The 21,926-nt window shown below is 45.9% G+C and carries 23 protein-coding genes; all 23 read left to right on the top strand.

Annotation, left to right across the window (positions count from 1 at the left end; translation table 11 throughout):
* Positions 1-15 precede the first annotated feature (15 nt).
* The 23 genes from KO533_RS16090 (at position 16) to KO533_RS15980 (ending at position 21,924) form a co-directional block, all read left to right on the top strand.
* Positions 16-1,143, top strand: coding sequence for a hypothetical protein (locus tag KO533_RS16090; RefSeq protein WP_219255102.1), 1,128 nt, complete (start codon positions 16-18; stop codon positions 1,141-1,143).
* A gap of 39 nt (positions 1,144-1,182) precedes the next feature.
* Positions 1,183-1,884 (top strand): hypothetical protein, encoded by a 702-nt coding sequence (locus tag KO533_RS16085; protein WP_219255100.1) that lies wholly within the window; start codon positions 1,183-1,185, stop codon positions 1,882-1,884.
* Positions 1,885-2,098: 214 nt separating this feature from the next.
* Positions 2,099-2,797 carry a helix-turn-helix domain-containing protein gene (locus KO533_RS16080; protein WP_012197144.1) on the top strand — a complete coding sequence of 233 codons (699 nt, stop codon included), beginning with the start codon at positions 2,099-2,101 and terminating at the stop codon, positions 2,795-2,797.
* A gap of 9 nt (positions 2,798-2,806) precedes the next feature.
* The gene (sctF, locus tag KO533_RS16075; RefSeq protein WP_012197145.1) at positions 2,807-3,022 is read left to right on the top strand and encodes a type III secretion system needle filament subunit SctF; all 216 of its coding nucleotides are present in this window, start codon (positions 2,807-2,809) and stop codon (positions 3,020-3,022) included.
* 25 nt (positions 3,023-3,047) lie between these two features.
* Positions 3,048-3,362, top strand: coding sequence for an EscG/YscG/SsaH family type III secretion system needle protein co-chaperone (locus KO533_RS16070; RefSeq protein WP_012197146.1), 315 nt, complete (start codon positions 3,048-3,050; stop codon positions 3,360-3,362).
* Positions 3,349-3,690: a type III secretion system inner rod subunit SctI gene (gene sctI, locus KO533_RS16065; RefSeq protein ID WP_131525054.1), complete on the top strand. Its 342-nt coding sequence runs from the start codon at positions 3,349-3,351 to the stop codon at positions 3,688-3,690. Before KO533_RS16070 ends, sctI begins: the two co-directional genes overlap by 14 nt.
* Entirely contained in the window at positions 3,687-4,406 is a 720-nt protein-coding gene (gene sctJ, locus KO533_RS16060) for a type III secretion inner membrane ring lipoprotein SctJ (RefSeq protein WP_219255098.1), read from the top strand. The genes sctI and sctJ overlap by 4 nt, the downstream gene beginning before the upstream one ends.
* Before the next feature lie 29 nt (positions 4,407-4,435).
* Complete coding sequence (locus KO533_RS16055; RefSeq protein WP_173497238.1) at positions 4,436-5,116, top strand: type III secretion system domain-containing protein; 681 nt, start codon at positions 4,436-4,438, stop codon at positions 5,114-5,116.
* A complete protein-coding gene (locus tag KO533_RS16050) occupies positions 5,113-5,766 on the top strand; it encodes a type III secretion protein (protein WP_012197150.1) in 654 nt (217 codons plus the stop codon). Before KO533_RS16055 ends, KO533_RS16050 begins: the two co-directional genes overlap by 4 nt.
* A gap of 10 nt (positions 5,767-5,776) precedes the next feature.
* Positions 5,777-6,805, top strand: coding sequence for a TyeA family type III secretion system gatekeeper subunit (locus KO533_RS16045; protein ID WP_219255096.1), 1,029 nt, complete (start codon positions 5,777-5,779; stop codon positions 6,803-6,805).
* A gap of 291 nt (positions 6,806-7,096) precedes the next feature.
* On the top strand, positions 7,097-7,534 hold the full coding sequence (gene sicP / locus KO533_RS16040) for a chaperone SicP (protein ID WP_173246799.1): 438 nt from the start codon (positions 7,097-7,099) through the stop codon (positions 7,532-7,534).
* 1 nt (position 7,535) lies between these two features.
* Positions 7,536-11,579 (top strand): type III secretion system effector BopA family protein, encoded by a 4,044-nt coding sequence (locus KO533_RS16035; protein ID WP_219255094.1) that lies wholly within the window; start codon positions 7,536-7,538, stop codon positions 11,577-11,579.
* A 118-nt stretch (positions 11,580-11,697) separates the two neighbouring features.
* Complete coding sequence (locus tag KO533_RS16030; RefSeq protein WP_012197154.1) at positions 11,698-12,057, top strand: type III secretion apparatus; 360 nt, start codon at positions 11,698-11,700, stop codon at positions 12,055-12,057.
* On the top strand, positions 12,054-14,114 hold the full coding sequence (locus KO533_RS16025) for an EscV/YscV/HrcV family type III secretion system export apparatus protein (protein ID WP_269319663.1): 2,061 nt from the start codon (positions 12,054-12,056) through the stop codon (positions 14,112-14,114). Before KO533_RS16030 ends, KO533_RS16025 begins: the two co-directional genes overlap by 4 nt.
* Before the next feature lie 12 nt (positions 14,115-14,126).
* Positions 14,127-15,458 carry an EscN/YscN/HrcN family type III secretion system ATPase gene (locus KO533_RS16020; RefSeq protein ID WP_028761718.1) on the top strand — a complete coding sequence of 444 codons (1,332 nt, stop codon included), beginning with the start codon at positions 14,127-14,129 and terminating at the stop codon, positions 15,456-15,458.
* A 16-nt stretch (positions 15,459-15,474) separates the two neighbouring features.
* Complete coding sequence (locus tag KO533_RS16015; protein WP_012197157.1) at positions 15,475-15,876, top strand: hypothetical protein; 402 nt, start codon at positions 15,475-15,477, stop codon at positions 15,874-15,876.
* Positions 15,869-16,315, top strand: a complete 447-nt coding sequence (locus KO533_RS16010; RefSeq protein WP_168826782.1) for a hypothetical protein — start codon at positions 15,869-15,871, stop codon at positions 16,313-16,315. Before KO533_RS16015 ends, KO533_RS16010 begins: the two co-directional genes overlap by 8 nt.
* A gap of 4 nt (positions 16,316-16,319) precedes the next feature.
* The gene (locus tag KO533_RS16005) at positions 16,320-17,240 is read left to right on the top strand and encodes a hypothetical protein (protein ID WP_219255092.1); all 921 of its coding nucleotides are present in this window, start codon (positions 16,320-16,322) and stop codon (positions 17,238-17,240) included.
* Positions 17,241-17,359: 119 nt separating this feature from the next.
* Positions 17,360-18,010, top strand: coding sequence for a type III secretion system export apparatus subunit SctR (gene sctR / locus KO533_RS16000; protein WP_012197160.1), 651 nt, complete (start codon positions 17,360-17,362; stop codon positions 18,008-18,010).
* On the top strand, positions 18,007-18,276 hold the full coding sequence (gene sctS, locus KO533_RS15995; protein ID WP_012197161.1) for a type III secretion system export apparatus subunit SctS: 270 nt from the start codon (positions 18,007-18,009) through the stop codon (positions 18,274-18,276). The genes sctR and sctS overlap by 4 nt, the downstream gene beginning before the upstream one ends.
* Before the next feature lie 2 nt (positions 18,277-18,278).
* Positions 18,279-19,079, top strand: a complete 801-nt coding sequence (sctT, locus tag KO533_RS15990) for a type III secretion system export apparatus subunit SctT (protein WP_028761721.1) — start codon at positions 18,279-18,281, stop codon at positions 19,077-19,079.
* Between the two features lie 21 nt (positions 19,080-19,100).
* Complete coding sequence (locus KO533_RS15985) at positions 19,101-20,150, top strand: EscU/YscU/HrcU family type III secretion system export apparatus switch protein (RefSeq protein WP_131525061.1); 1,050 nt, start codon at positions 19,101-19,103, stop codon at positions 20,148-20,150.
* Positions 20,151-20,691: 541 nt separating this feature from the next.
* On the top strand, positions 20,692-21,924 hold the full coding sequence (locus KO533_RS15980; protein ID WP_168826787.1) for an efflux RND transporter periplasmic adaptor subunit: 1,233 nt from the start codon (positions 20,692-20,694) through the stop codon (positions 21,922-21,924).
* Positions 21,925-21,926: the final 2 nt, after the last annotated feature.

Here is a 21,926-nt window from a genome sequence, read left to right as displayed (position 1 = left end):
TGAAAGAGGTTTATTATGAATGAGTTAACACATGTTCCTTTATCATCCCCGACTTTAAGTAGTTTAGATTTAGTCAGTTCGGCCCGCGCCTTGTTAAAAACACAATTAGGCAGTTTTGATCCCAAACAAGTGCCCCTGAGCTCTGAAGTCGACGGTAAGGTCACTGATATTCAATCCAAGGCACAACTGACTCGGGATGAAGCTAAAGTGGCTGCCGATGAGGCTAAAAAAGTGGGGGTAGATCTGGCCAAGTCCGGCTTTTTTAGTAAGCTCGCTTCGGTGGCTTTTGCTGGTATTGCGCTTGGCGTGTCTATCGCTGCCACAATACTCACGGGGGGGGCAGGGGTTCCCTTATTGATAGCCTCTGGCGTTGCTTTTACCTTAGCGGTCGCCGACGCGGGTTGTGCTTTTGCTGACTGGCGTAGTAAAGCGGCTGGGGGAGAAGGACTCGCCATGGGCAGCGATTCCATTGCTAATGCGCTAAATATCTTGTTAAGCAAGATGGGGGTAAATGATGATAGAGCACAGTGGTGGGGCAAAGCCGTTTCCATTAGCTCAAGAGTTGCGCTAGCAGTAGGCACTTTATGGAGTGCGGTGGTATCTCCTCCCTCTCTTCCCGCGCATATTGCTGGCACAGTTAATATGGTGAATATGGCCCGTAGAAGCGCCGAACCTGTCGTAGAAGGGGTTATCGGTTTAGTGAACCATACCTCGACCAAGGTACTGGATAAGTTAAAAGGCACTTCTCAAAATAAATCATTCGAAGCAGAAGTGTCTAGCGTAAAAGCATACCAACTGCGTCAGTTACAAGCCTCTGCCCTTACACAGCAAGGCAATATGAAACTCAGTGAGGCGCAGTTAGCACTGAAAGAGAGCCAAGCCAATGAAAAAACGGCGCAATTTGATGCTGAAATCCGTATGAAACAGAGTGAGCGACTCAGAGGAACTAATCAAACATTACAGCAACAACTTGCAGAGAAAGAGGGATTGCTACTGCAGAGTCAAAATCAATTTGAGCAACTACAGTCACGCTTCGATAAATCCAACGTTCAACTATCAGGCGTGATGCAGCAGCTACAAATGCTACAGCAGCAATTAGCAGAATTACAGCCTGCGAGAGCTAGAAATAATAGCTTTAGCTAAATCAATAACAGTTCTTAAACAATATAGCGAGGAGACAATATGTTAAGCAGTAACGCCTTTAACGCTAGCATAGCGACTGGGTTAGGCCGTTTTTCTCCCTCAGAGAACGCAAGGCAAGCAATTCGGTTATCGCCAGATCAAGCGATAACTCAAAGACAAGCGATTAAAGACCAACACATTACGCAATTATCTGATGCACTATGGCTTAGCAGAGACGGGGATACTGTGGTGGCAAAAGCATGTAAATCCGCGTTTAATGCCCTGGGAACGCAAGCTGATAAGCAAGATGCCGCTAAGCAGCACATCTTATGCTATGCAGCCCTAAAGTTAGACAAATTGATCCAGCATGGCAGTTATCTTGCGAGTCCTAAGGTGAACAAACAGGTACTGGCTGATATCGCTACTATGCTCGAAATCGATAGACACAGTGCAGGCAAGAGTGCCCTTGAGAGCACCGCAAGGGTCCTAGTCGATAGAGTACATCTCGATCGAGTAGAACACGTAGATCCCGCAATAATGACCGCAGTTAGAGATAGATTAGTCTTAAAAACACTCCATTGTTTGACCGAGAAAATGAATCGGGTCGTCGATAAACATATTGAAAAAAAGGGCTTATACGGAAAAGAGGGCCATAGTTTTAGTTCTGCACAAATTGACCATAAAGTGTATGACCTCCTGCTAATTCATAAACAAGTTCAACGGGGTCAAGATCTTAATGCATTACGCAGTGGCTTAGTCTGAGTCATTACGGACCGTCAGCAAGGATGCTGGCTAGTATATCAATCGTTTTCTTTTTTAGTCGTTCCTTCGATTCTTATCCCACGGGTTAGTTTCTCATAAGTCGTTGTTGACGCAGCTGCATTTAAGCGAATTCAGATCTCAGGTTAACACCTGATGTCAACCTATCCGCTCGCGTTTCACAATGAATCATAGTTTGCAGTAAGGGTTAATCCATATGAGTGCAATACAAATAATTTTGTTTCGACAGCCAGGGAAAATCCACTATCAGGGTGAAAACCTAGCGGTCGGCAGTAATCAGTTAGTTGTAACCACTGAGGAGGCAACAGCTTCTGCTTTGAGTCGTGACAATTGGATGAGCATCTTTTGTTATCCAGGTGAGCTACACGCATTATTTCACGAAATTGCCGATCTGATTGGCCCGAGTGCTGAGATGAATCGATTTCAACCTGAATCAACAAAAATACTCCCTGTATTTGATGAGTTAAGCAATGTCATTGAACAGTTGAAAGGTAATCATAATTTATTGATTAAGTTTATTTTTATGTACTGTCTTGGCATGGATAACCGTTACTTTTCCGGTTTAATGCGTTACTTCTTAGCCCATAACGACAAGATGCTGAGCTATCTTGAGGGCAATTTTATGCAACCTTGGCCAGTCACACGCTTTGCCGAAAATTTAGGCATTGAAGTACGCCGACTCAATTTCTTGTTTTATAAAAACTATGGTGTATCGGCAAAGCAATGGTTGTTAGAACGGCGCTTAAGTTATGCCCGTCAGCAACTGATAGTGACTGAGAAAAAAGTCGCCGATATTGCCTTAGATAGTGGTTTTAGTAATCACGCACATTTTACCGAATCGTTTAAGAAACGTTATTTATGCAGCCCAACCGTACTGCGTGCAACCTTTGTATAAGGAGGTCCCATGGACTTAAGTGCCATAGTTAATCAATTGTCTCAGCTATCGACGCGCTCAGCTCAAGAGGTACAGGCCAAGATGTCTGCAGGCGATTTGACCGATCCCGACAAGATGATCAAAGCCCAATTTGCCATGCAGCAATACTCTAACTTTGTCGGCTATGAGAGTGCCATGATAAAAGCGATTAAAGACATGATCCAAGGGATCATTTCTAAGATTTAACCCCCTTCGATTGCAAGGATAAATTATGTTAACCAGTGCCGATAAACAACTGTTAGTAGAGGCTGCTATTGCTGCCTCAAACCATGGTCTAACATCGCAAGCCTATGCTTTGCTAGCCATTTTTCCTCAACTGATTAGTGATGATGAAGACAGACATATTTGTGCCAGCCTTATTTACTTTGGTTTAAATGAAAATACTAAAGCATTAAGGGAATTAGCTTCTTGTCAGACTGAAGCAGCCCAAGGATTAAGGTTTTTATTTTCAGGTTCAGGCCCAACAGCTGGGCGGAGTGAAATTATTTCACAGATGTTACGTGGAGGTTCCAATGGAAATTCATAGCCTAAGTCAGCTTGCTAAAGTCACCCAGCAAGCCAGCAAAACTACAGAAGCAGACCCTAACTTAGCAAGCCAGTTTTCACAATTAATGCAATTAGGGGGATCGGATATAAGTCAGGCGGTGAACATAGCAACTCAGCCACAGGCTTCGGGTTCATTACAAGGTGTGATACAGAGTGCTGAAAGTCACGGAGTCGGCCACTCACCCTCTCCAGAGGCCATGTTAGGCGGACAGCTTTTGATGGGTAAAGCCATAGTTGAGGTCGATCTGGCGGCAAAGACTGCGGGCGCCGTCTCCCAATCCATAAACAAATTGGTGAATATGCAATGAAACATTTTAAATGGTCAATATTGTTGCTCGTCGTCGCATTGACTGGATGCAAAGTCGATCTCTATCGAGATCTTCCACAAGATGAAGCGAATCAAATGGTCGCCCTGTTGATGCTTAATCACATAGATGCCAGTGCTGAAGCGGATCAAAAATCAGGTAATGTGTCCTTAAAAATAGATAAAGATCAATTTATCAATGCCGTTGAATTACTGAGGCAAAATGGCTTTCCTAAACCTCATTATGCCAATATCGAGGATTTGTTCCCTTCGGGTCAGTTAGTGACTTCACCCGCCCAAGAGGAAGCGAAAATGGGTTATCTAAAAGAGCAACAACTTGAGCGTACCTTGTCGAGTATGGATGGGGTGATTAGCGCTAGGGTGTCTATTGCTGAACCAGCACCCGACTCAGGGCGTCAGATTGCACAGACTAAGTCGGCCTCCGTATACATTAAATATTCACCTCAGGCTAACTTAACAAATACGGAAAATCAGATTAAGAGCTTAGTGCAGAATGCCGTTCCAGGACTGAGTTACGACAATATCAGTGTCTTTTTGCAAGCTGCGAGTTATCGCTATCAAGCAATTACCCAGCCCACTAGCAGTAGTTCATCTCAATTTTTCGCCCAGGTCGAAGCGTACAAGTTACCATTAGTGATCAGCTTATCTGGAATAATGCTACTCAGCATAGGCGGTATGTGGTGGATGAGACGTAAGTAACCATAACAATTGTTGTTTCTGGAGGAACTATGGAGGACTTGACCCCTAATCTACCACTAATACGGGTCGAAGCTACTGGCCAAAACAAGTTAAATCGAGTTGTATCACCAGCATTATTGGCCTTCAATCGTCTCGTTTGGCAACCTGTTGCGACTATGCATCCGAGCTGGTGGCAAGAATTACAATTAACTCTTTGGCAGGCACAGTATCAAGCGGGTACCCGATTAGCGCAGCGAATCGAAGCAGTTGTGGTTTCCCGTTATGGTTTGGCAGGTCAAGATTTACCAAAGGAATTTAATGAGCTCGAGGCTAACCTGTTAGCCTGCCGGCATAAACTCAGTGCCATAGTGACGGCGTTGGGGCTCTTTCTCCTCAACCGCCCTGATTATGTATCATTACGTGAATATCGTGATGCCTTGCATCAAGAGTTAAGCCACGCACAAATTCAACAAATTTGGAATTTGTGGCCCCAGAGGCCCCAACTTACAACATATGCCTATCGAGACGAAGTGACTGCGACAGAGTTAGTTGGCGTAGCCCAGACCTGCGCTATTAACCTGATAGGACAATTATGGGGAAACAAACCGTTCTGGCGGGCATTAGCCTTGACCTTACCTGTGCAAGCAACATTGCCATGTAAAGCGGACTCCCTAGCACCTATTTCCTTAGATATTCCTCGCTGGTTAATGAGATTGGAGCGACTATTATGAACCCATTTTTAATTGAGGTACGCCCTTGCGAGCTCCGTCGTGAAGGCCATCATTTGATCAGCGCCACAGCGTTACATCGGGCGAGTGAGTTAGCGGATATGGAACACTTAGTTCGTACGCGAATTGCCAAAGCACTCAAAAAAGCCCGCCGTCAACGCGATGCCGCGCAAACTCGTAGTGAGCAGATACTAGAGCAAGCACAACAGGATGCCCAAGCGCTTAGCGCACAGTGGCAACAGCAAGCTAAAGCTGTGGCCATCGATGAGGCCATTAGCTGGCATTATAACGAAGCCCAGTTAATTCAATCGCTTACCGATAAATTACATGCCAATATTGCCGAGCAAATTAAAAAAGTGCTGACGACTTGGATGCAAGAACATGAGTTGTCTGCATTTCTAATCAAACGGTTATCCGATCAAGTCTGTGAACGAGTAGGGCAAGGTGCCTTAACACTGCTGGTTTCAAATGATGATTTTGCCGCGCTAGCCAAGGCATTCGATGGCCGTATGACAGTGCAAGTATCAGCGGAGTTAGTCTCTGGACAGGCCGAATTAAGTTCTTCGACTATGACAGCTAAAATTGATCTTAATGAACACTTACAGCAATTACTGGCGGCGTTTGTCCCCGAACCATTAAAGGGCGTTGGCTAAGGAGCTTATTATGGTGCGTATCGATGGTGCCAACGCAGTGGATTTTCATAACACAGCGAGTGTTAACGAAACCCATGGACAAGTGTTTCCGGCAAACAATGTAACAGACATGGCGGCCGCAGAATTAGCGGAAGTGCGTTCTGAAGCATTGGAAGAGACCATGGAAGGATTAAGTCTCGGATTAAGCAGCCATTTGAAAAAGTTAACCTCAGGTAAAGAGCCAACAGATCCCCGATTTACAGCACTCGAGCAGTTACTGCAACAACTAGGAGACACGCAAGCAAGCACAGTCAATAAACTGGCCGAACAGTTTGCGAGCTTAGGCGATGGTGATGAGATCCTCTCGCAACTTAAACAATTGGGTTTAGACAGCGGTAACATGATGCTATTAATGATGGCGCTAGTCATGTCAGGAAAATTAGGTCAATCCGCCCATAATAAGCTACGCAAATTACTGACAGAATTACTCTCGCAAGAAGGAGCTGAAATAGCATTATTTGCCGCCCTTGAAGGCGTTGCACTCGATCATGCTGGTCTGCAAGCCTTACAACAACTTTATCAACAAGCGGTTCGAGGCGATGCCGGCCTAGCCAAATGGTTTGAATTACTTCAGCATCTTCCTGACCGCCGTAAGCGGATCCGTGTGTTGCTTAGAGCACTATCTGAACCTCTGAGCGATCAGCACAGCGGGAGAAATATGGTCAAGATAGCAGCAGCGGTAGATGACTTACGTCGATTGCTTATTTTTCTTACGATAGAGGAACATTGCTATATGCTCGCCCGTGCGACTCAGCTTGATGGTGAACAAGTGTTAAAAGTCACGTTACAACTGACAGAACAAGCTTGGGTGTATCCCCAATGGATAGATGAACAAATACGACTATTACCTTTAATGTCTGCAAGACGATTGGGATTTCTGCGGCGCTGGCGGGAACTGCTGAGTATTATTCCTCTGGCATGTTTTCGCGATCCAGAACAGAAAGAACATATTGAAGAGGCCATGTTGGGCTTACTCGATGACTGGTGTGATCAGGAATAATGAGCATCTGCTAATGTTAGCGTAACGCAGAACTCAGGCAACTGTGATGATATTGCAGGAAAGATCTACATTCAGACCATGTGCAATACCTATACTGTCCATTCGTTGACGCATGGTTGCTTGATTGACCTGCGAGATTTTTTGCCGCATAAGACTCGACACTGGCCCGTAATACAACAGGTATTTAAGTTAGAACTCGATTAGTCTCAGGTGTACACCTGATATTCATTCCTCCTGACTCAGGACAAACTTTCATCAAGGTCACACTTTCACCAATTGAGGGGACGCTAGATGAATGTACATGACCAATTACTAGCTCAGCTCGGCCTAGCACTCGGTTTACCATTAGTGTTTGATGCTAATGGACAATGTCTGCTAATGCTAGATCAAAAATTAATGATCTCTATACGTTACGGCGATGCGCAATGGACCTTTTATTGCATGCTCGCTCAGAAGCCGCAGCTGACTGAAAACCACTATTGGCAAGCTTGTTTGCAATTGAATCTCAAACTTGCCGAACAAGGTAAGGGCTGCATCTGCTATGAGCCTCAGTCCGATGCTTTGTTATATTTAACATTTATTCCTATGCCAGCCAGTTCCCCCCTGCTCAGCGAATTTCTCGGTGACTTAGTCGACACGTATCAAGCTCTGCAGAGCCATGTTGAAACCGAAATGACTGGGACAACCTCATCAATAAATACCATAAATCTTAGTGCGGGGGGGCAATAATATGGCCTTAGATATCAGTGCATTTAGTCATGCGGCTAAGCTTGACGGCCGTCTTTCCTTAGTCGATACCCCCGAGGGTATACCGACGATTATAGTTGCCAAAGAAGGCTTTAAAGAAAAATTACTTAGCATGCTGAGCCATATTCCTTTACTCAAAAATACCCAAGCGGTCCAAGATTATGTCAATGGCTTGTCACTCGATAATAAGCAAGTGTTGGGCGTGTTCTTGCAGGCATTGGCGGTAAGATTTGGTCATGATATTGCACTGGATATGGTAGATGCTGTCGATTTGTCCGGTCATACTCCATTAACTCTGCGCACGATCGAGCAACTCACCGAACGGTGTGAAGCATTTATGCCGCTCCCTCCTTTAAACATATGCGAGACTAATGAAGATACGCTCAAAGTTCTTGCTTTACCTTCCCAGAGCGGGATTGAGTCTAAATCGTCGGAGAAGCAAACACTCAGCCCATCAGTGCTTAAACCTTCAGCAGAACCTATATCCGTCGATAAAGACATCAGGGGAACGGCTTTCCATATTTTAAGCCAGCAGCTTATTACGCCACAGGATATTTTACACACACAGAATCAATGCCTTAAGCAGTTGTTAACTACACCAGTACCTCAAAAGTTAACTATGCCGACCACTCAAACTTGGCTGGCGTCTTGGGTGTATTCAGAACCTGAACCCATTAAAACCTTACAACAAGCTATTAAAAATTATAATCAAGTACTTAGCGACACTCAGCTAGTGACATGTATACAGAACTTAAATCAGAGTCGAGATCCCTTGATTAGCAGCGATGAACTGACTGCAATGCGTGATCATGTCAAATTTGGGCTAGTGCAAATTAAGCAGGCTTTAACCCTAGTCGCTGAATTGAAAGCTAATTTGTCGGTGGAGCAGAGCAGTGTTCTGTCGCCGCTACTGGCCGAAGTCAAGCTGGGATTATCGCAATATGATGTGTTTACGGCGGCAATGCAGACATTTGAGCAAGCCTTATTAGCATCGACCCCGATGCGCCTAGCCTTATCTGAGTTTCATGCCCAGCTTCCCTATTCACTACAAAACAAACTGACAGCGGATACTTTAGTGAGTAGTTATCAACTGTTTTCCCCTTTAATGCAAAATGAACTCAGTCAGACAGAGAGAGTTGAATATATAGCGGCAAGCTTAGTTTCTATGCTCAATGAGGAGAACATCAGCGAAGTCTCAGGGCAAAAAAAAATAATGCCAGAGATCAAAAGCTTAGTATTGCTTATTAACCAGTTTGTGCTAAACCCCATACAAGAACCTCTATCCATGAGTTCGTCATTTAAGACTCCATTTGAAGCGCAACAGGCCGAAGCCGAGCAACATCTAATCCAGCTAGAACAAGCACAAACCTTACTGGCCGACTGCCTTACTCGGGCCAGTAATCTTAGCGAACAAGCGCTAATCGCTGTCGGCAAGCAAGTGAAAATCGAAGATCATTTAGCTGCAGTGAAACAGGCTGGAACCCAACTCAGTACTATATTGTATAAGGCTATCAACCCTTCTGGGGAAGAGGTTCATTTCGAAGATCTCACCGCAACATTACTGTATCTTGGCGGACAAGAATATGTCGAGAAAGGCAGTCGTTTACAGTTCGATGAGCCTGTTAACTTTGATGATCTCGACCTTGAGCAGACACTAAGAAATGAGCTCGATAGCTATACTTTAACACCTCAAGTGGCAAGTTTAGCGCAGCAAGTTCTACAAACTCAGCATCATCTTAATTGGTTCGAGGGAGTGAGCTCCATCAGCTTTAGCCCAAATAATTCGCAAGATATTTCGTTGTTTGATGATGTTAACAACCTGCAACTAGTCTCACAGATTGAGCAAGATCAAGCTCGTTATCACAGTTTTCTGACCGAACGTCTTGCCTTGTGTAATGATTATCACCGAGCCGTGACTGAGTTGCTGTCGGCTGTTCCCTCTGAGACGGTGCGCAATCAGCTAACCCAAGAGCTAGTGCAAATTAGTGCGGATCAAGATGCGACCCGAACTTTAGTTGAGCGACTCAATCGACTGCAGAGTGCACAAGATGTGCTAGTGATAGCGGGAAATAATGTCGCTAAATTGTCAGCGTTAACCCAGCAACTCGCGCAAGTTAGGAGGGAAACAAATGCTGAACGTGCCGAGGTCAATTTAAGTTATTTTCTTAGCCATCTTTCTGAATTACAAACTAATAATGAAAAAGTGCGCGCCTTAACTCAAGAGCAGCATCTTTTATCGGCTAAACTGGAAAAATTGACCGCACATTTACAGCAGTTATATGGTGAAGGGCTAGTACTCACTTTAGCCGAACCTGAGGCAAGTTCCCCTGAACTGCGAGCTTTTCACACTGTGACTCGCCAGTTAGCCGAAGTTAATCGCTCTATTGAAGATCTCGATGATGCCTACCAACATGGTTTGTTACAGCTGAAAAAGGCCACAATTGCAGCAAAAAATAATGGCGGCTATCCAGATCAGGGGGGGATGGCGAGTGGGCATGCATGGCAAAGTTGGTTAGTGCAAAAGTTTGTCGGCAATTGGTCTTCCCAATATCGTCCAAGTTTAGAAGAACTTATTTTATCTAGACAGTTGGCCAAAAATAACATGAGCAGTGTCGCGGAGGCTTATCTCGCTTTAGCATCAAGTGTTAAAGACTCGAAAGCTAGCGTAGCAAATGTGTCAGTTTTAACCTCGCCTCAAAACATGATGGCTGCACTGGGCGACCTGCATAATTGGTCGATGGCACATCCGATCGAGGCACGTGAGCTCGCAGGCAATTTAACTCAAGCCTACAATATTATTTTGGCCAACCCAGGGACTTTTGGAATGGAACTGGTTAACACTGTCACCACAGTGTGGCAAACCGGGACGGTACAAAACCAAGTGCACGATATTCTGCAAGGTAAGAGAGAAGAGCTGCCGGATAAAACGAATTTCGCTATGACACCGCAAATGATTGCGTTATTACACATGGCACAGTTAGCGCCGTATATTGCGGGTGGGGCGAAAGGGGCTGCTAATACAGGCATAGGTGGGCCTTTAGTAAGCGGTGTATTTGGGATGATGTTTCCTGGCGCAGGGATGGCTACACCTGTCGTCGGCTTAGTTGGCGGCGTCCTGCAAACTTGGTCAGAACGTCAGCTTGCCAATAACATGCGTGCGTATCGTAGCAGTGAAGTTATGGTGAATGCTTTAATTAAAGGCATGCAGGCAGAAGGCGGACTTAGTGCTCGTGGCGAGGCCATCGCTGGTTATATGCTACAGCGGCAGGCCCTGCAAGATGTTGGTACAGTCTCCCGTGATTGTTTTGAAGTAGGTAAAGTCGGTGCAGTTAAGCGTGCACTCACAGATATCGTTAATTGGTGGAAACATGCTTCAACGGGAGCCAAAGTCTTTGCTGTGGTGACGACACTTGTGGTTGCCTCTGTGGTATCGGCGGGAGCGATCGCGGCGGCATTGTTTACCTTAGGGACTGGTGGCGTTGGAATAGTGGCAGCTGTGGGGCTTGGACTGGGAGGATTAATGGCAGGCGCCTATTTTTCCAAGGCTGTGGTGTCGACATTGCAAGGGGCTAATTTTTTAGGCATGGCCGATACTGCCCGCGCGGCCGAGGCTGAAATGACAGAAAAACGAATTGAGCAAGCGTTCGCGCAATTGGGTCATACTCCCGTATCTCAAACTTCAATAATTAAGACAATTGCCCACAGCGTATCAGGCACCCCAGAAATCCCCAAATCGATGGCGGATGTATTGGGGCTTGAACAACACCAAGCCGCGCTAAAAGCACATTTACTGCCGCAATTAGTCGGCCTCGATAGTGATGCACAGCAGGCGATCTTTGTTCAGAGCATGCAACAATATGCCAATGATAAAAGTCACGAAATAGAAATTAATCAAGCAATAGACAGGGAGAAAACAGTCGAGCGGGCTATGAAATGGGTTGCTGAACTTGACATAGTACCAGCACAATTACAGCAATGTATGGAAGAAATCGATGCGGCCTTATTGATGGAGAACTCTTCTCGATAATCCATAGTGGTTGAATCGCTGTTGACTTAGTACTTGCGGGTATTCAGGTGTTCACCTGATACCCGCTTTTTATTGTCTGGGAGATGATAAGACCGAGAGTTAATGCTGGAGAAGCGATATGGATTTACTACTAATGCGCAACCTCGAACAATTTTTTCGGTTAGTGAATCGCTGGCCTGTGAAGCTTGAGGAACGCATTGAATGCCATTGGCCTCCACACGGAGTGTTACTCGAGTGCCATCAAGGACGATTATTGATGACGACTTGGTTGCTTAACACTCCCGCACGTGATCTCAAACCTTATTTATCACGTTGGCATCCAGAAGCTTTTGCGGGCAGAGTTCAGCGATTGTTCATCGTCAAAAACCGTTTAATGATCAGTTGCCTCTGTCCATCGACACACCAGGGTCATGATTGGTACCACTTGTACCAACTGCAACAAAAATTCCTAAATCGTATGCTCATAGGAGGTCAATGATGAACCTCATCAGTCGTTGGTTAAGTAAAGCCGCAGGGCGTCACGATATCATCTTAAGTGCCATGTTAATGGTAGCTGTATTTATGATGATCTTGCCTCTACCGACACCTTTGATCGACGTATTAATTGCCTTAAACCTTGGCTTGTCCATAGTGTTATTGATGATCGCCATATACATCCGTGACCCTTTAGAGTTCTCAGTATTTCCATCCCTACTATTGATCACAACCTTATATCGTCTGGCACTTACTATCAGTACCAGTCGTTTAATTTTGCTGCAGCATGATGCTGGAGATATTGTATACACCTTCGGTAACTTCGTGGTCGGCGGCAACTTAGCGGTCGGAATTATTATCTTTGCCATCATCACCATAGTGCAGTTTATCGTTATCACTAAGGGGTCTGAGCGGGTGGCGGAAGTGAGTGCACGTTTTTCCCTCGATGGTATGCCTGGTAAGCAAATGAGTATCGATGGTGACATGCGTGCTGGCATCATTGACGCTAAAGAGGCAAAGCGTCAACGGGCACAAGTTCAGAAAGAAAGTCAGCTTTATGGCGCGATGGACGGCGCGATGAAGTTTGTAAAAGGCGATGCCATAGCCAGTATTATTGTCATTTTAACTAATATCATTGGTGGTATCGCTGTCGGTGTCATGCAGCACAATATGTCGGCTGCCGAAGCATTAAATACCTATGCAGTCTTGTCTGTCGGGGATGGTTTGATAGCCCAAATACCTTCGTTACTGATTTCAGTCACTGCAGGCTTAATTGTGACCCGAGTTCCTGGAGAGCAGAGACAGAATTTAGCCAACGAATTAGTGATGCAAGTAGGGCGTCAACCTGCATCATTGCAAATGGCCGGGATAGTCATGTTCATCTTTGCTTTAATCCCTGGCTTCCCAATTTTAGTCTTCGGCACACTCGGTTCGGTCGTTTTAGGGGCTTCATTGTGGTTGAAGCGTCAGCAAAAACGAGCAAGTGCTCAAGGAGAGGAGAGCCATTTCACTGAAGCAGGCAAAAGTGACACGGCCAATGTCGACAATATGGCACCAGGGGCTGTACCACTGATTTTATATCTTGGAGCCGATGTGCCTATCCATGGGGTTAAAGAGGCTCTGCAAAAACTGCGTTGGCAATGGTTTGAACAATTAGGCGTGCCATTACCGGAAATCCAATTACAAATAGCGAAGAAAGGCAGCCTAGGTTGTTGTGATGTGCTCTTGTACCAAGAATCTGTATTGCAATTGCAGCTAGTACCACAGGAAGCCCTTTTGATTGACTCCATCGCAACGATTCCATGCCGTGTCGAGTCCATTCCTTTTAGTAATCAAAGATTGCATTGGATCAAAGGTAATGCGCTTGAACAGGCGGAAGCCCAAGGTTTAGCTGTTTGTCGTGATGAGCAAATTCCCGCTTATGTGATGGGTAAAGTGATCGACCGCTATGCAGGGGAGTTTATTGGTGTACAAGAAACCCGGTATTTAATGGATGCTATGGAGGCTCGTTACGGTGAGCTCGTCAAGGAACTTCAACGCCTCTTGTCAGTAGGAAAGGTCGCCGAGATCCTACAACGCTTAGTTGAAGAGGGGATTTCGGTGCGCGATTTACGAACTATTTTTGAAACCTTAGTCGAATGGGTGCCAAAGGAGAAAGACATCATCATGTTAACTGAGTATGTACGGATTGCGCTTCGCCGTCATATTCGCCGCAAGTTTGCTACCCCACAAGGTTGGATCGCTGTGCTCATGGTTGGAGAAGGAATTGAAAATGTGATCCGTGAATCGATACGACAATCGACTGCTGGCTCTTATTCGGCCTTGGACATGGCACAAACTCAGCAAATATTAACCTGCATTCAAGAACAGCTGCCACCGGAACAAACCTGTGTACTGTTGACCTCGCTCGATGTGCGTCGTTACCTGCGAAAAATCGTAGAACGCGAGTTATTTAGCACACCCGTTTTGTCGTTTCAGGAATTAGGCGACGATGCAGAAATAAAAGTCATAGGCCAAGTGGACTTAGTGGGTGAGGTACTCGATGCCGCACTGGCAAGCTAATGGAGGCGATAGATGAAATTACCCAGTAAAGAAACACTTTATGCACAACTCGAACCTAGTTTATTCGCCACTCAGAGTTTGTTGCCTGTTCCATCGGTTCGCTATTTCGGCAAAGTTCAAGAAGTGGGGGCCACACTCGTGCGTGCAACTTTGCCCGGTGCACATCAAGGAGAGCTTTGTCTCATTGGTAATCGCCTCAGCGCCGAAGTCGTTGCGGTAAAAGGCGATGAAGCCCTGTTATCGCCCTTCGACGTTACGGCGGGACTATGCAGTGGAGAATTAGTTGAAACCTTAGGCCATGGGCATCAAGTCCCCTTAGGTCAAGGCTTGCTTGGTCGAGTGGTCGATGGCCTTGGTGCTCCTATGGATGGCTATGGACTGACTGCAACGTCATTAAGGCCTAACCAAGGTTCTGCACCTAATCCATTATCACGACAACTTATTGATACTGTCATGCCCATGGGGATCCGCGCTATTGACAGCGCCCTCGCCTGTGGCATCGGCCAAAGGATTGGTATTTTTGCCGCAGCAGGAGGGGGAAAGAGTACCTTACTTGGCATGATCGCCGCGCACTGCCAAGCGGATGTGATTGTACTAACCTTAGTCGGCGAGCGTGGTCGTGAAGTCCGTGAGTTTATCGAATATAACCTCACGCCAGAGGCAAGAGCACGCACTGTGATGGTGGTTGCTACATCGGATCGTCCTCCGCTTGAGCGAATGAAAGCCACACTAACGGCAACGACTATTGCTGAGTACTTTCGCGATCAAGGTAAGAATGTGCTGTTGATGGTGGATTCACTGACCCGATTTGCCCGCAGTGCGAGGGAAATTGCGTTGGCGGCTGGCGAGAGCCCAGTGTCTAGCGGTTATCCTCCAAGTGTCTTTGTCAATTTATCGGCCTTAGTCGAACGAGCTGGCCCCGCTGCCAAAGGTAGTATCACTGGCATATATACCGTACTGGTTGAAGGGGATGATATGAATGAACCTATCGCCGATGAAGTTCGTTCCTTACTTGATGGACACATAGTGCTATCACGTCGACTCGCTGGAGCGGGCCATTACCCTGCAATTGATATCAATGCCAGTGTCAGCAGGGTAATGGATCAGATTGTTAGCCCTGAGCAGCGGTGTCATGCCGCCAAGATGCGCCAGTTACTGGCATTGTATCAAGAGGTTCAATTACTCATCCGAGTGGGTGAATACGTGCAAGGTGAAGATCAAGAAACCGATGAAGCAGTGGCTCGCCATCAGGATATTCAGCAGTTTTTGTGTCAATCAGTCAATGAATTCAGTCCCTATGAAGAGACACTACAAAAATTGAAATTATTGCTTTTAAGCCATTAATGGGAGGAACTCAAGAATGAACCCATCCCAACTTACAGCGAAAGATGAGCAATTATTACAGCGATTACTCGCAATTCGTAGTGACAAAGAAGCTAAATTGCGCCGAGAGCTAGCCTTACATAGGCAAAAATTCAGGGAGCTACTTGATAGGCAAATCCTCATCAATCTCGAGCGGCAAGCGCAAACTAATCGGCTGCGTCTGCAGCAGATGCCAGAACAAATATTAACTCCAACTGAGCTAATCACTTTTAAATTGACCTTAATGAAAGAATACCAAAAAGAAAGAACATTAGCCGAAACTGCTGAGATGTTGGTAATAGAAAAAGAGCAGTTGGAGTCCACTATGGTGCATATGCAGCAGGCGATTCTTCAGTTAGTTAAATCCCAACAAAAACTGCAGGAGGTTGTCGATGAATAATCCTATGGCGATAGTGCGAACATCGAAAATATCTTTCCCCAGTGTCGAAGCCAGACAAGAGTCGGATCCAGAAATGCGTCGCTTGTTTAACCGTTATTTCTGCGGTCAACAGGAAGATGACAACACTCTATCTACCAAAGATCGGCTTACCGCTAAGGCACTACTCAGCCGCGATGGTGGTGTGTACCGACAAGGAGCGGCCGAAGTAATCCGGCAAGGTGAGCAACTATGCTATCGCTTGCTCAATGGCCCTATGATGGGATTAGTGATCCAAGCCTGTTACCAACCACGAGGAATTCAATTGCAGTTGTTTCCTAAGACAGCGCGTCAATCGGAACTGCTCGCAAGACTCTTACCTCAACTCAGCGAGCAACTACAAGGGCGACGCTTTGCTATTCATTTAGATCTTATGCCAACCAACACAGCAGTGACGAGGTAGATGAATGAACATCAATAAACTGATCAATGCTAGCCAAGTCATAGGACGTGGCCTAGCACAGCAAGCTTGCCAAATCGAACTGACGCGTATCGGGGGCGATGGAGTATTCTGGCAAAGACGCAATGCTCCATCAGGATCGGGTCTGTGGTGTTCTAAACAGGATTGGCAACTGTGGGTAACCGCAGTGACTGGTGTAACTTCCTCGGCTGAGATTGCTTGTGATTTATTGCCCTGTGTTAGTGCGGCAGCATTTGATGTAGCGGGTGAATGGTTGGTCGATTGCCTCGAAGAAGTCCCTAAGCCATTTGGATTGGTGCCAGATATTTATCCCGTGCTAACGCTTCAAACTACGCAATTGGAACAGGGCGACGAGGGGAGTGCCACTCAATTGGCTTGTGTCTTAGTTGATTGGCCGCAAGAGGACTGGCAGAGCCAAGTTGAGTCATGGTCAGCATTCTCTGGTAAAACGGTGGATGTTAGTTTGAGTTTAGTGGCCGGTTTTGTGCCCCAAATAACGTCTACACCTGACTTACCCGAAATAGGCGGGGGGTTATGGCTCGATGGTGATGTGCAAATCGAGCAGGGGGAAGCGCTGTTATGGGCGGATGGACCGTTGGCTAAGATCAAGTTCATCACCCCTATTGATGGTCCTCAAGCACAACTCGAAATTGTGTCTTTATTGCCTAAGATGGACGCTATTCAGCCCCCTTTGATCGCCGATATTGGTCGAGTGAGTCTGCCTCTGGCTAAGCTCGGCGCTATGATGACGGGTGACAAGTTAACGCTGGAGGTTACGCTGAATAATCAAGTGCGTTTAGGACGGTTCAGTCATCAGTACGGTCAAGAGCTGTACCAAACTCTGGCAAGTATTCATCTCCTGCGTGGAGAGTCGGGATTACTCGCACAAATCGAGGCTCTAGTATAAGGGGAATTGTGTTGCTTTTACGGATATGTCAGCGGTTTTTAGTTAGCTAAGGTCTTCACCTGATACAGGTCAATCACAAAGCGCGCCATGATGGAACCCTAGCCACAAAGGAGGTTTCCATGACCTTACTCGACCATCCAATCCAATTGATCATTATGTTGTTTTGCTTGTCACTGCTGCCGCTGTTCGCCGTGATGGGCACTTCATTCTTGAAATTGGCAATTGTGTTCTCTATGTTACGTAACGCCTTAGGGATCCAGCAGATCCCACCCAATATGGCAATTTACGGCCTCGCATTAATTCTCACTCTGTTCACCATGGCACCCGTGGGGATGGCAATCAATGACAATCTAAAAGCCACTCCTATAGTGTTCGATGCACCCAATGTATTTGAGCAAATCAACACTGAAGCCATAGCACCCTACCGCGCATTTCTCGAAAAAAATACCAGCAATACTCAGATTGAATTTTTCGCCAATATTGGCCATAAGGTCTGGCCCGAAAAGTATCAGCAAGTGCTGACCAAAGACTCACTGTTAGTGATGGTGCCAGCCTTTACTATGAGTCAGCTCATAGAGGCATTTAAGATAGGTTTACTCATTTATCTTCCCTTTGTCGCAATTGACCTTATCGTCTCCAATATTTTACTGGCAATGGGCATGATGATGGTGTCCCCCATGACGATAGCCCTACCGTTCAAATTGTTGATTTTTATCTTGATGGGTGGATGGGAAAAACTGATCAGTCAACTAATGATGTCATTCTCATGAGTGAAACTATCATAGTACATTTCACCTCTGAACTACTGTGGATGGTGTTACTGCTGTCGCTACCTGTTGTTATCGTGGCCTCAGTTGTCGGAGTTTTGGTTAGCCTTATTCAAGCCCTAACCCAAATCCAAGATCAAACATTGCAGTTTCTGATCAAACTCATCGCCGTGTGCGTGACACTTGTGGTCTGTTATCACTGGATGGGTAGTTCACTGTTGAATTACGCCAGCATGGCTTTCGATCAAATTAGCCAAATGGGGGGGTAGTGATGACAACTCTGCTACCCAACCTATTAACAGCACAGCTTCCGGTGTTGGCACTCTGTATGATGCGCCCTTTAGGCATGATGCTGCTATTACCCTTATTTAAAGGGGGGGCAATGGGGAGCGCATTAATCCGTAATAGTCTGATTTTAATGTTTGCTTTACCTACTGTGCTGGCAATGGATGAAATGCAGCCGATACTGCAGCAGGCCGACACTTGGATGCTCATCAGCCTATTTGGCAAAGAAATTATTGTAGGCATGTTACTCGGTTTCTGTGCCGCCATTCCCTTTTGGGCCATAGATATGGCGGGATTTGTAATTGACACAATGCGGGGGGCATCCATGTCGACTGTACTTAACCCATTGATGGGACTGCAATCATCGATTTATGGCATGCTGTTTACTCAAGTTCTTACTGTGCTGTTTTTAGTCTCGGGTGGTTTTAATTTTCTGCTAACTGCACTTTATCAGTCATATCAACAATTACCCCCAGGATTTAATTTAACGCTAAGCCAGCCCTTGATGGTGTTTATAGCCCATGAGTGGCAATTGATGTGCCAACTATGTCTCAGTTTTGCCATGCCCGCCATGGTGATTATGATCTTAGTCGACGTAGCCTTAGGGCTAGTAAACCGCTCGGCGCAGCAGTTAAACGTTTTCTTTTTGTCTATGCCCATTAAAAGCGCTTTGGTCTTACTGTTATTGATCTACAGCTTACAGTTTGCTTTGTCCCATTACCTGCAGACCATTTCTGGGGTAGAGCAGCACGTAGATATTTTGTTTGGACTCTTAGCAGGGCACTAGTGCCCCTGGTGGATATGACTTATGGCCGAGAAAACAGAAAAACCCACAGAAAAACGTTTACGAGAAGCGAGAAATCGCGGCCAGGTCATTAAAAGTGCTGAAATTGTCACAGGGTTACAGATGGCGATCATTCTCGGTTACTTTCTCTACGAAGGGCCTGCACTCGTCCAAGCCATTATGGCGTTAATCGACTTAACCATTCACGCCATCAATCTTCCCCTTGAAACTGCGGCCGAGCAAATCGTTGGTACCTTCGCCATGCTGGCATTACGTTTTTTAGGTGGGCTGACATTAGTACTCGTGTTTACCATAGTGGTGGGGAACTTAGTCCAAACAGGTCCCGTTTGGGCGGCTGAGTCTATAATGCCGAGCATGGATAAACTCAATGTCATGAATAATGCTAAGCAACTTATTTCACTGAAAAGTCTGTTTGAGCTCGCTAAAAATCTCGTTAAAGTCACAGTGCTGAGTTTAGTGTTTTACTATCTGCTCCATCGTTACGTTAACGCCTTTCAATACTTGCCTTTATGCGGAGAAGCCTGCGGTATCAGTGTGATTTCGACCATGATCACTTGGCTCTGGGGCAGCTTTTTAGGATGTTACTTAATATTTGGGATCGCTGATTATGCATTTCAACGATATAGCCTAATGAAAGAACTCAAAATGTCCAAAGATGATACCAAACAAGAATACAAAGATTCTGAAGGAAACCCCGAAATGAAACAAAAACGCCGCGAAACCCAGCGAGAAGTGGCGTCTGGTAGTCTTGCCAGTAACGTTCGCAAAGCCACAGTGGTTGTGCGTAATCCAACCCACATTGCCGTGTGTTTGTATTATAGTGAAGGTGAGACGCCGTTGCCTAAAGTGCTTGAAAAAGCCGAAGATCACATGGCCTTACACATAGTGGCATTAGCTGAGAAAGCTGGGGTGCCAATTGTCGAGAACATTCCATTGGCCCGCGCCTTATTTAAACACGTTGAGGCAGGAGACGTGATTCCAGAGAGCCTATTTGAACCCGTAGCAGAGCTTTTACGTCTAGTGATGACAATATCCTATGATAATATGGAGTAACAGGTCTTACTGTAATCAAATAGAATCCTTGATGATAATTGTCTCTTACGAATCCCATAATGAATCTATGAAATTCAAATAAGTAGCCACGCATAATATTGTTTGAAGTAATCAATTTTACCAAAATATTACTCTGAATTTGCACTAAGTTAGGTTTACGCACGCCGCTGAGAGATAGCACACTGCAAGTGTGGGGTGAAACTCCACGACGTTGATTTTTATTGAAAAAAATCAAATGAAGTCTGTATCTAGATTCGTTTGAATGGCTGAACTACCACAAGTGGCACAGTCATAGAATGTAGACAACAACAATTTATCACCTGACGATTTGGTATCGCACTAAATTGGCATGGCAGTCTAAGCACCACTCAATCGTGCTTTCCTTGTCAATTTCTACACAGATATTTGCAAATCTTTACCTGTTAACGACACTTCCTTCGTCTACTGTCTTTGGCTAACTCTATATACTGTTGGAACAATTTCAGTTCCTTAGCAAGATGAATGCTTGCTGTCTTTAGCATTGATGGACACGACAATACCGATGAAAAAATCCTCAAAGCGTAAATTGCTGCTCGCGTTAAGCGGCTTAATACTCCTTAGTGGCGGTGCTTATTTTATGTGGCATAAGCCTGAAACAGCACCTACCTATGTAACTGAAGCGGTGCGCCGTGGCGATATCGAAAACTCAGTGCTGGCCAATGGCATGTTGCAGGCATCCAAACTGGTGAGTGTGGGCGCACAGGTATCGGGGCAAATCTTAAGTTTGCCGCTGGCACTGGGTGATGAAGTAAAGAAAGGCGATTTGATTGCTCAGATTGATAGCCTAGCGCAGCAGAATAATTTGAAGGATGCCCTCGCATCACTCAAGAGTATCAATGCTCAGTTCCGTGCTAAACAGGCGCAGATCCGCCAAGCTAAATTGGAATTTAGCCGCCAGCAGCAAATGCTTGCCGATAAGGCCAGTTCTCGTGCCGATTATGAAGTGGCCGATGCTAATCTAACGGTTTATCAAGCCGAGCTTGAGCAATTAGAAGCGCAAAAACAACAGGCTGAGATTAACGTCGACAGTGCCAGAATCGATTTAGGTTATACCAAAATTACCGCGCCGATGGATGGCACTGTGGTGTATTCCGCGGTGGAAGTGGGGCAAACCGTTAACGCTAATCAAACAACACCGACCATAGTTGAAATGGCGCAGCTGGATACCATGACAGTTAAAGCGCAGATTTCCGAAGCCGATGTTGTCAATGTCCATCCGGGTCAAGCCGTGTATTTCACTGTCCTTGGAAAACCGAATCATCCCTACCGCGGCGTTTTGAGGGCGATTGAACCTGGGCCGATTTCGATGGATGGCGACGATAGCAATATGAGCTCTAGCGACTCAGACGCCATTTATTACCATGGTCTGTTTGATGTAGAAAACCCTGACCGCACCTTGCGTATCGGCATGACGGCGCAGGTGTCTATAGTGTTAGCTAAGGCCGATGATGCGCTATTAGTGCCTGCGCAGATATTGCGTATAAAGCCGAGGGAGAAATCCGCGGCGCCAGAGGCTAAGCCTGTCGAGCGTAAAGCTCGCAGCGGCCCGCAATATCAAGTGCCTGTATTAGTTGATAACCAAGTGCAATATGTGGATGTCACTGTGGGGATTAACAACAAAATCAATGCTGAAATCACCGCGGGTTTGAAGGAAGGCGATCAGGTTGTGCTTGGCATGCCGTCTTCCGATGATGGCAGCAGTAAATTACGTCGCCCACCTAGCGTGAGGTTTTAACA

The organism is Shewanella sp. NKUCC05_KAH (genome assembly GCF_019345585.1).
GTDB classification, from domain to species: domain Bacteria; phylum Pseudomonadota; class Gammaproteobacteria; order Enterobacterales; family Shewanellaceae; genus Shewanella; species Shewanella oncorhynchi.
This window is presented reverse-complemented; position numbering and strand designations above follow the sequence as displayed.

Excerpts from the sequence above, each read along its gene's own strand:
- KO533_RS16050 (WP_012197150.1), top strand. The coding sequence starts at position 5,113 with ATGAACCCATTTTTAATTGAGGTACGCCCTTGCGAGCTCCGTCGTGAA.
- KO533_RS16030 (WP_012197154.1), top strand. The coding sequence starts at position 11,698 with ATGGATTTACTACTAATGCGCAACCTCGAACAATTTTTTCGGTTAGTG.
- sctS (WP_012197161.1), top strand. The coding sequence starts at position 18,007 with ATGAGTGAAACTATCATAGTACATTTCACCTCTGAACTACTGTGGATG.
- KO533_RS16080 (WP_012197144.1), top strand. The coding sequence starts at position 2,099 with ATGAGTGCAATACAAATAATTTTGTTTCGACAGCCAGGGAAAATCCAC.
- KO533_RS16035 (WP_219255094.1), top strand. The coding sequence starts at position 7,536 with ATGGCCTTAGATATCAGTGCATTTAGTCATGCGGCTAAGCTTGACGGC.
- sctJ (WP_219255098.1), top strand. The coding sequence starts at position 3,687 with ATGAAACATTTTAAATGGTCAATATTGTTGCTCGTCGTCGCATTGACT.
- KO533_RS16085 (WP_219255100.1), top strand. The coding sequence starts at position 1,183 with ATGTTAAGCAGTAACGCCTTTAACGCTAGCATAGCGACTGGGTTAGGC.
- KO533_RS16015 (WP_012197157.1), top strand. The coding sequence starts at position 15,475 with ATGAACCCATCCCAACTTACAGCGAAAGATGAGCAATTATTACAGCGA.
- KO533_RS16045 (WP_219255096.1), top strand. The coding sequence starts at position 5,777 with ATGGTGCGTATCGATGGTGCCAACGCAGTGGATTTTCATAACACAGCG.
- KO533_RS15980 (WP_168826787.1), top strand. The coding sequence starts at position 20,692 with ATGAAAAAATCCTCAAAGCGTAAATTGCTGCTCGCGTTAAGCGGCTTA.
- sctR (WP_012197160.1), top strand. The coding sequence starts at position 17,360 with ATGACCTTACTCGACCATCCAATCCAATTGATCATTATGTTGTTTTGC.
- sicP (WP_173246799.1), top strand. The coding sequence starts at position 7,097 with ATGAATGTACATGACCAATTACTAGCTCAGCTCGGCCTAGCACTCGGT.
- KO533_RS16005 (WP_219255092.1), top strand. The coding sequence starts at position 16,320 with ATGAACATCAATAAACTGATCAATGCTAGCCAAGTCATAGGACGTGGC.
- KO533_RS16090 (WP_219255102.1), top strand. The coding sequence starts at position 16 with ATGAATGAGTTAACACATGTTCCTTTATCATCCCCGACTTTAAGTAGT.
- KO533_RS16010 (WP_168826782.1), top strand. The coding sequence starts at position 15,869 with ATGAATAATCCTATGGCGATAGTGCGAACATCGAAAATATCTTTCCCC.
- KO533_RS15985 (WP_131525061.1), top strand. The coding sequence starts at position 19,101 with ATGGCCGAGAAAACAGAAAAACCCACAGAAAAACGTTTACGAGAAGCG.
- sctF (WP_012197145.1), top strand. The coding sequence starts at position 2,807 with ATGGACTTAAGTGCCATAGTTAATCAATTGTCTCAGCTATCGACGCGC.
- KO533_RS16025 (WP_269319663.1), top strand. The coding sequence starts at position 12,054 with ATGATGAACCTCATCAGTCGTTGGTTAAGTAAAGCCGCAGGGCGTCAC.
- KO533_RS16055 (WP_173497238.1), top strand. The coding sequence starts at position 4,436 with ATGGAGGACTTGACCCCTAATCTACCACTAATACGGGTCGAAGCTACT.
- sctT (WP_028761721.1), top strand. The coding sequence starts at position 18,279 with ATGACAACTCTGCTACCCAACCTATTAACAGCACAGCTTCCGGTGTTG.
- KO533_RS16070 (WP_012197146.1), top strand. The coding sequence starts at position 3,048 with ATGTTAACCAGTGCCGATAAACAACTGTTAGTAGAGGCTGCTATTGCT.
- sctI (WP_131525054.1), top strand. The coding sequence starts at position 3,349 with ATGGAAATTCATAGCCTAAGTCAGCTTGCTAAAGTCACCCAGCAAGCC.
- KO533_RS16020 (WP_028761718.1), top strand. The coding sequence starts at position 14,127 with ATGAAATTACCCAGTAAAGAAACACTTTATGCACAACTCGAACCTAGT.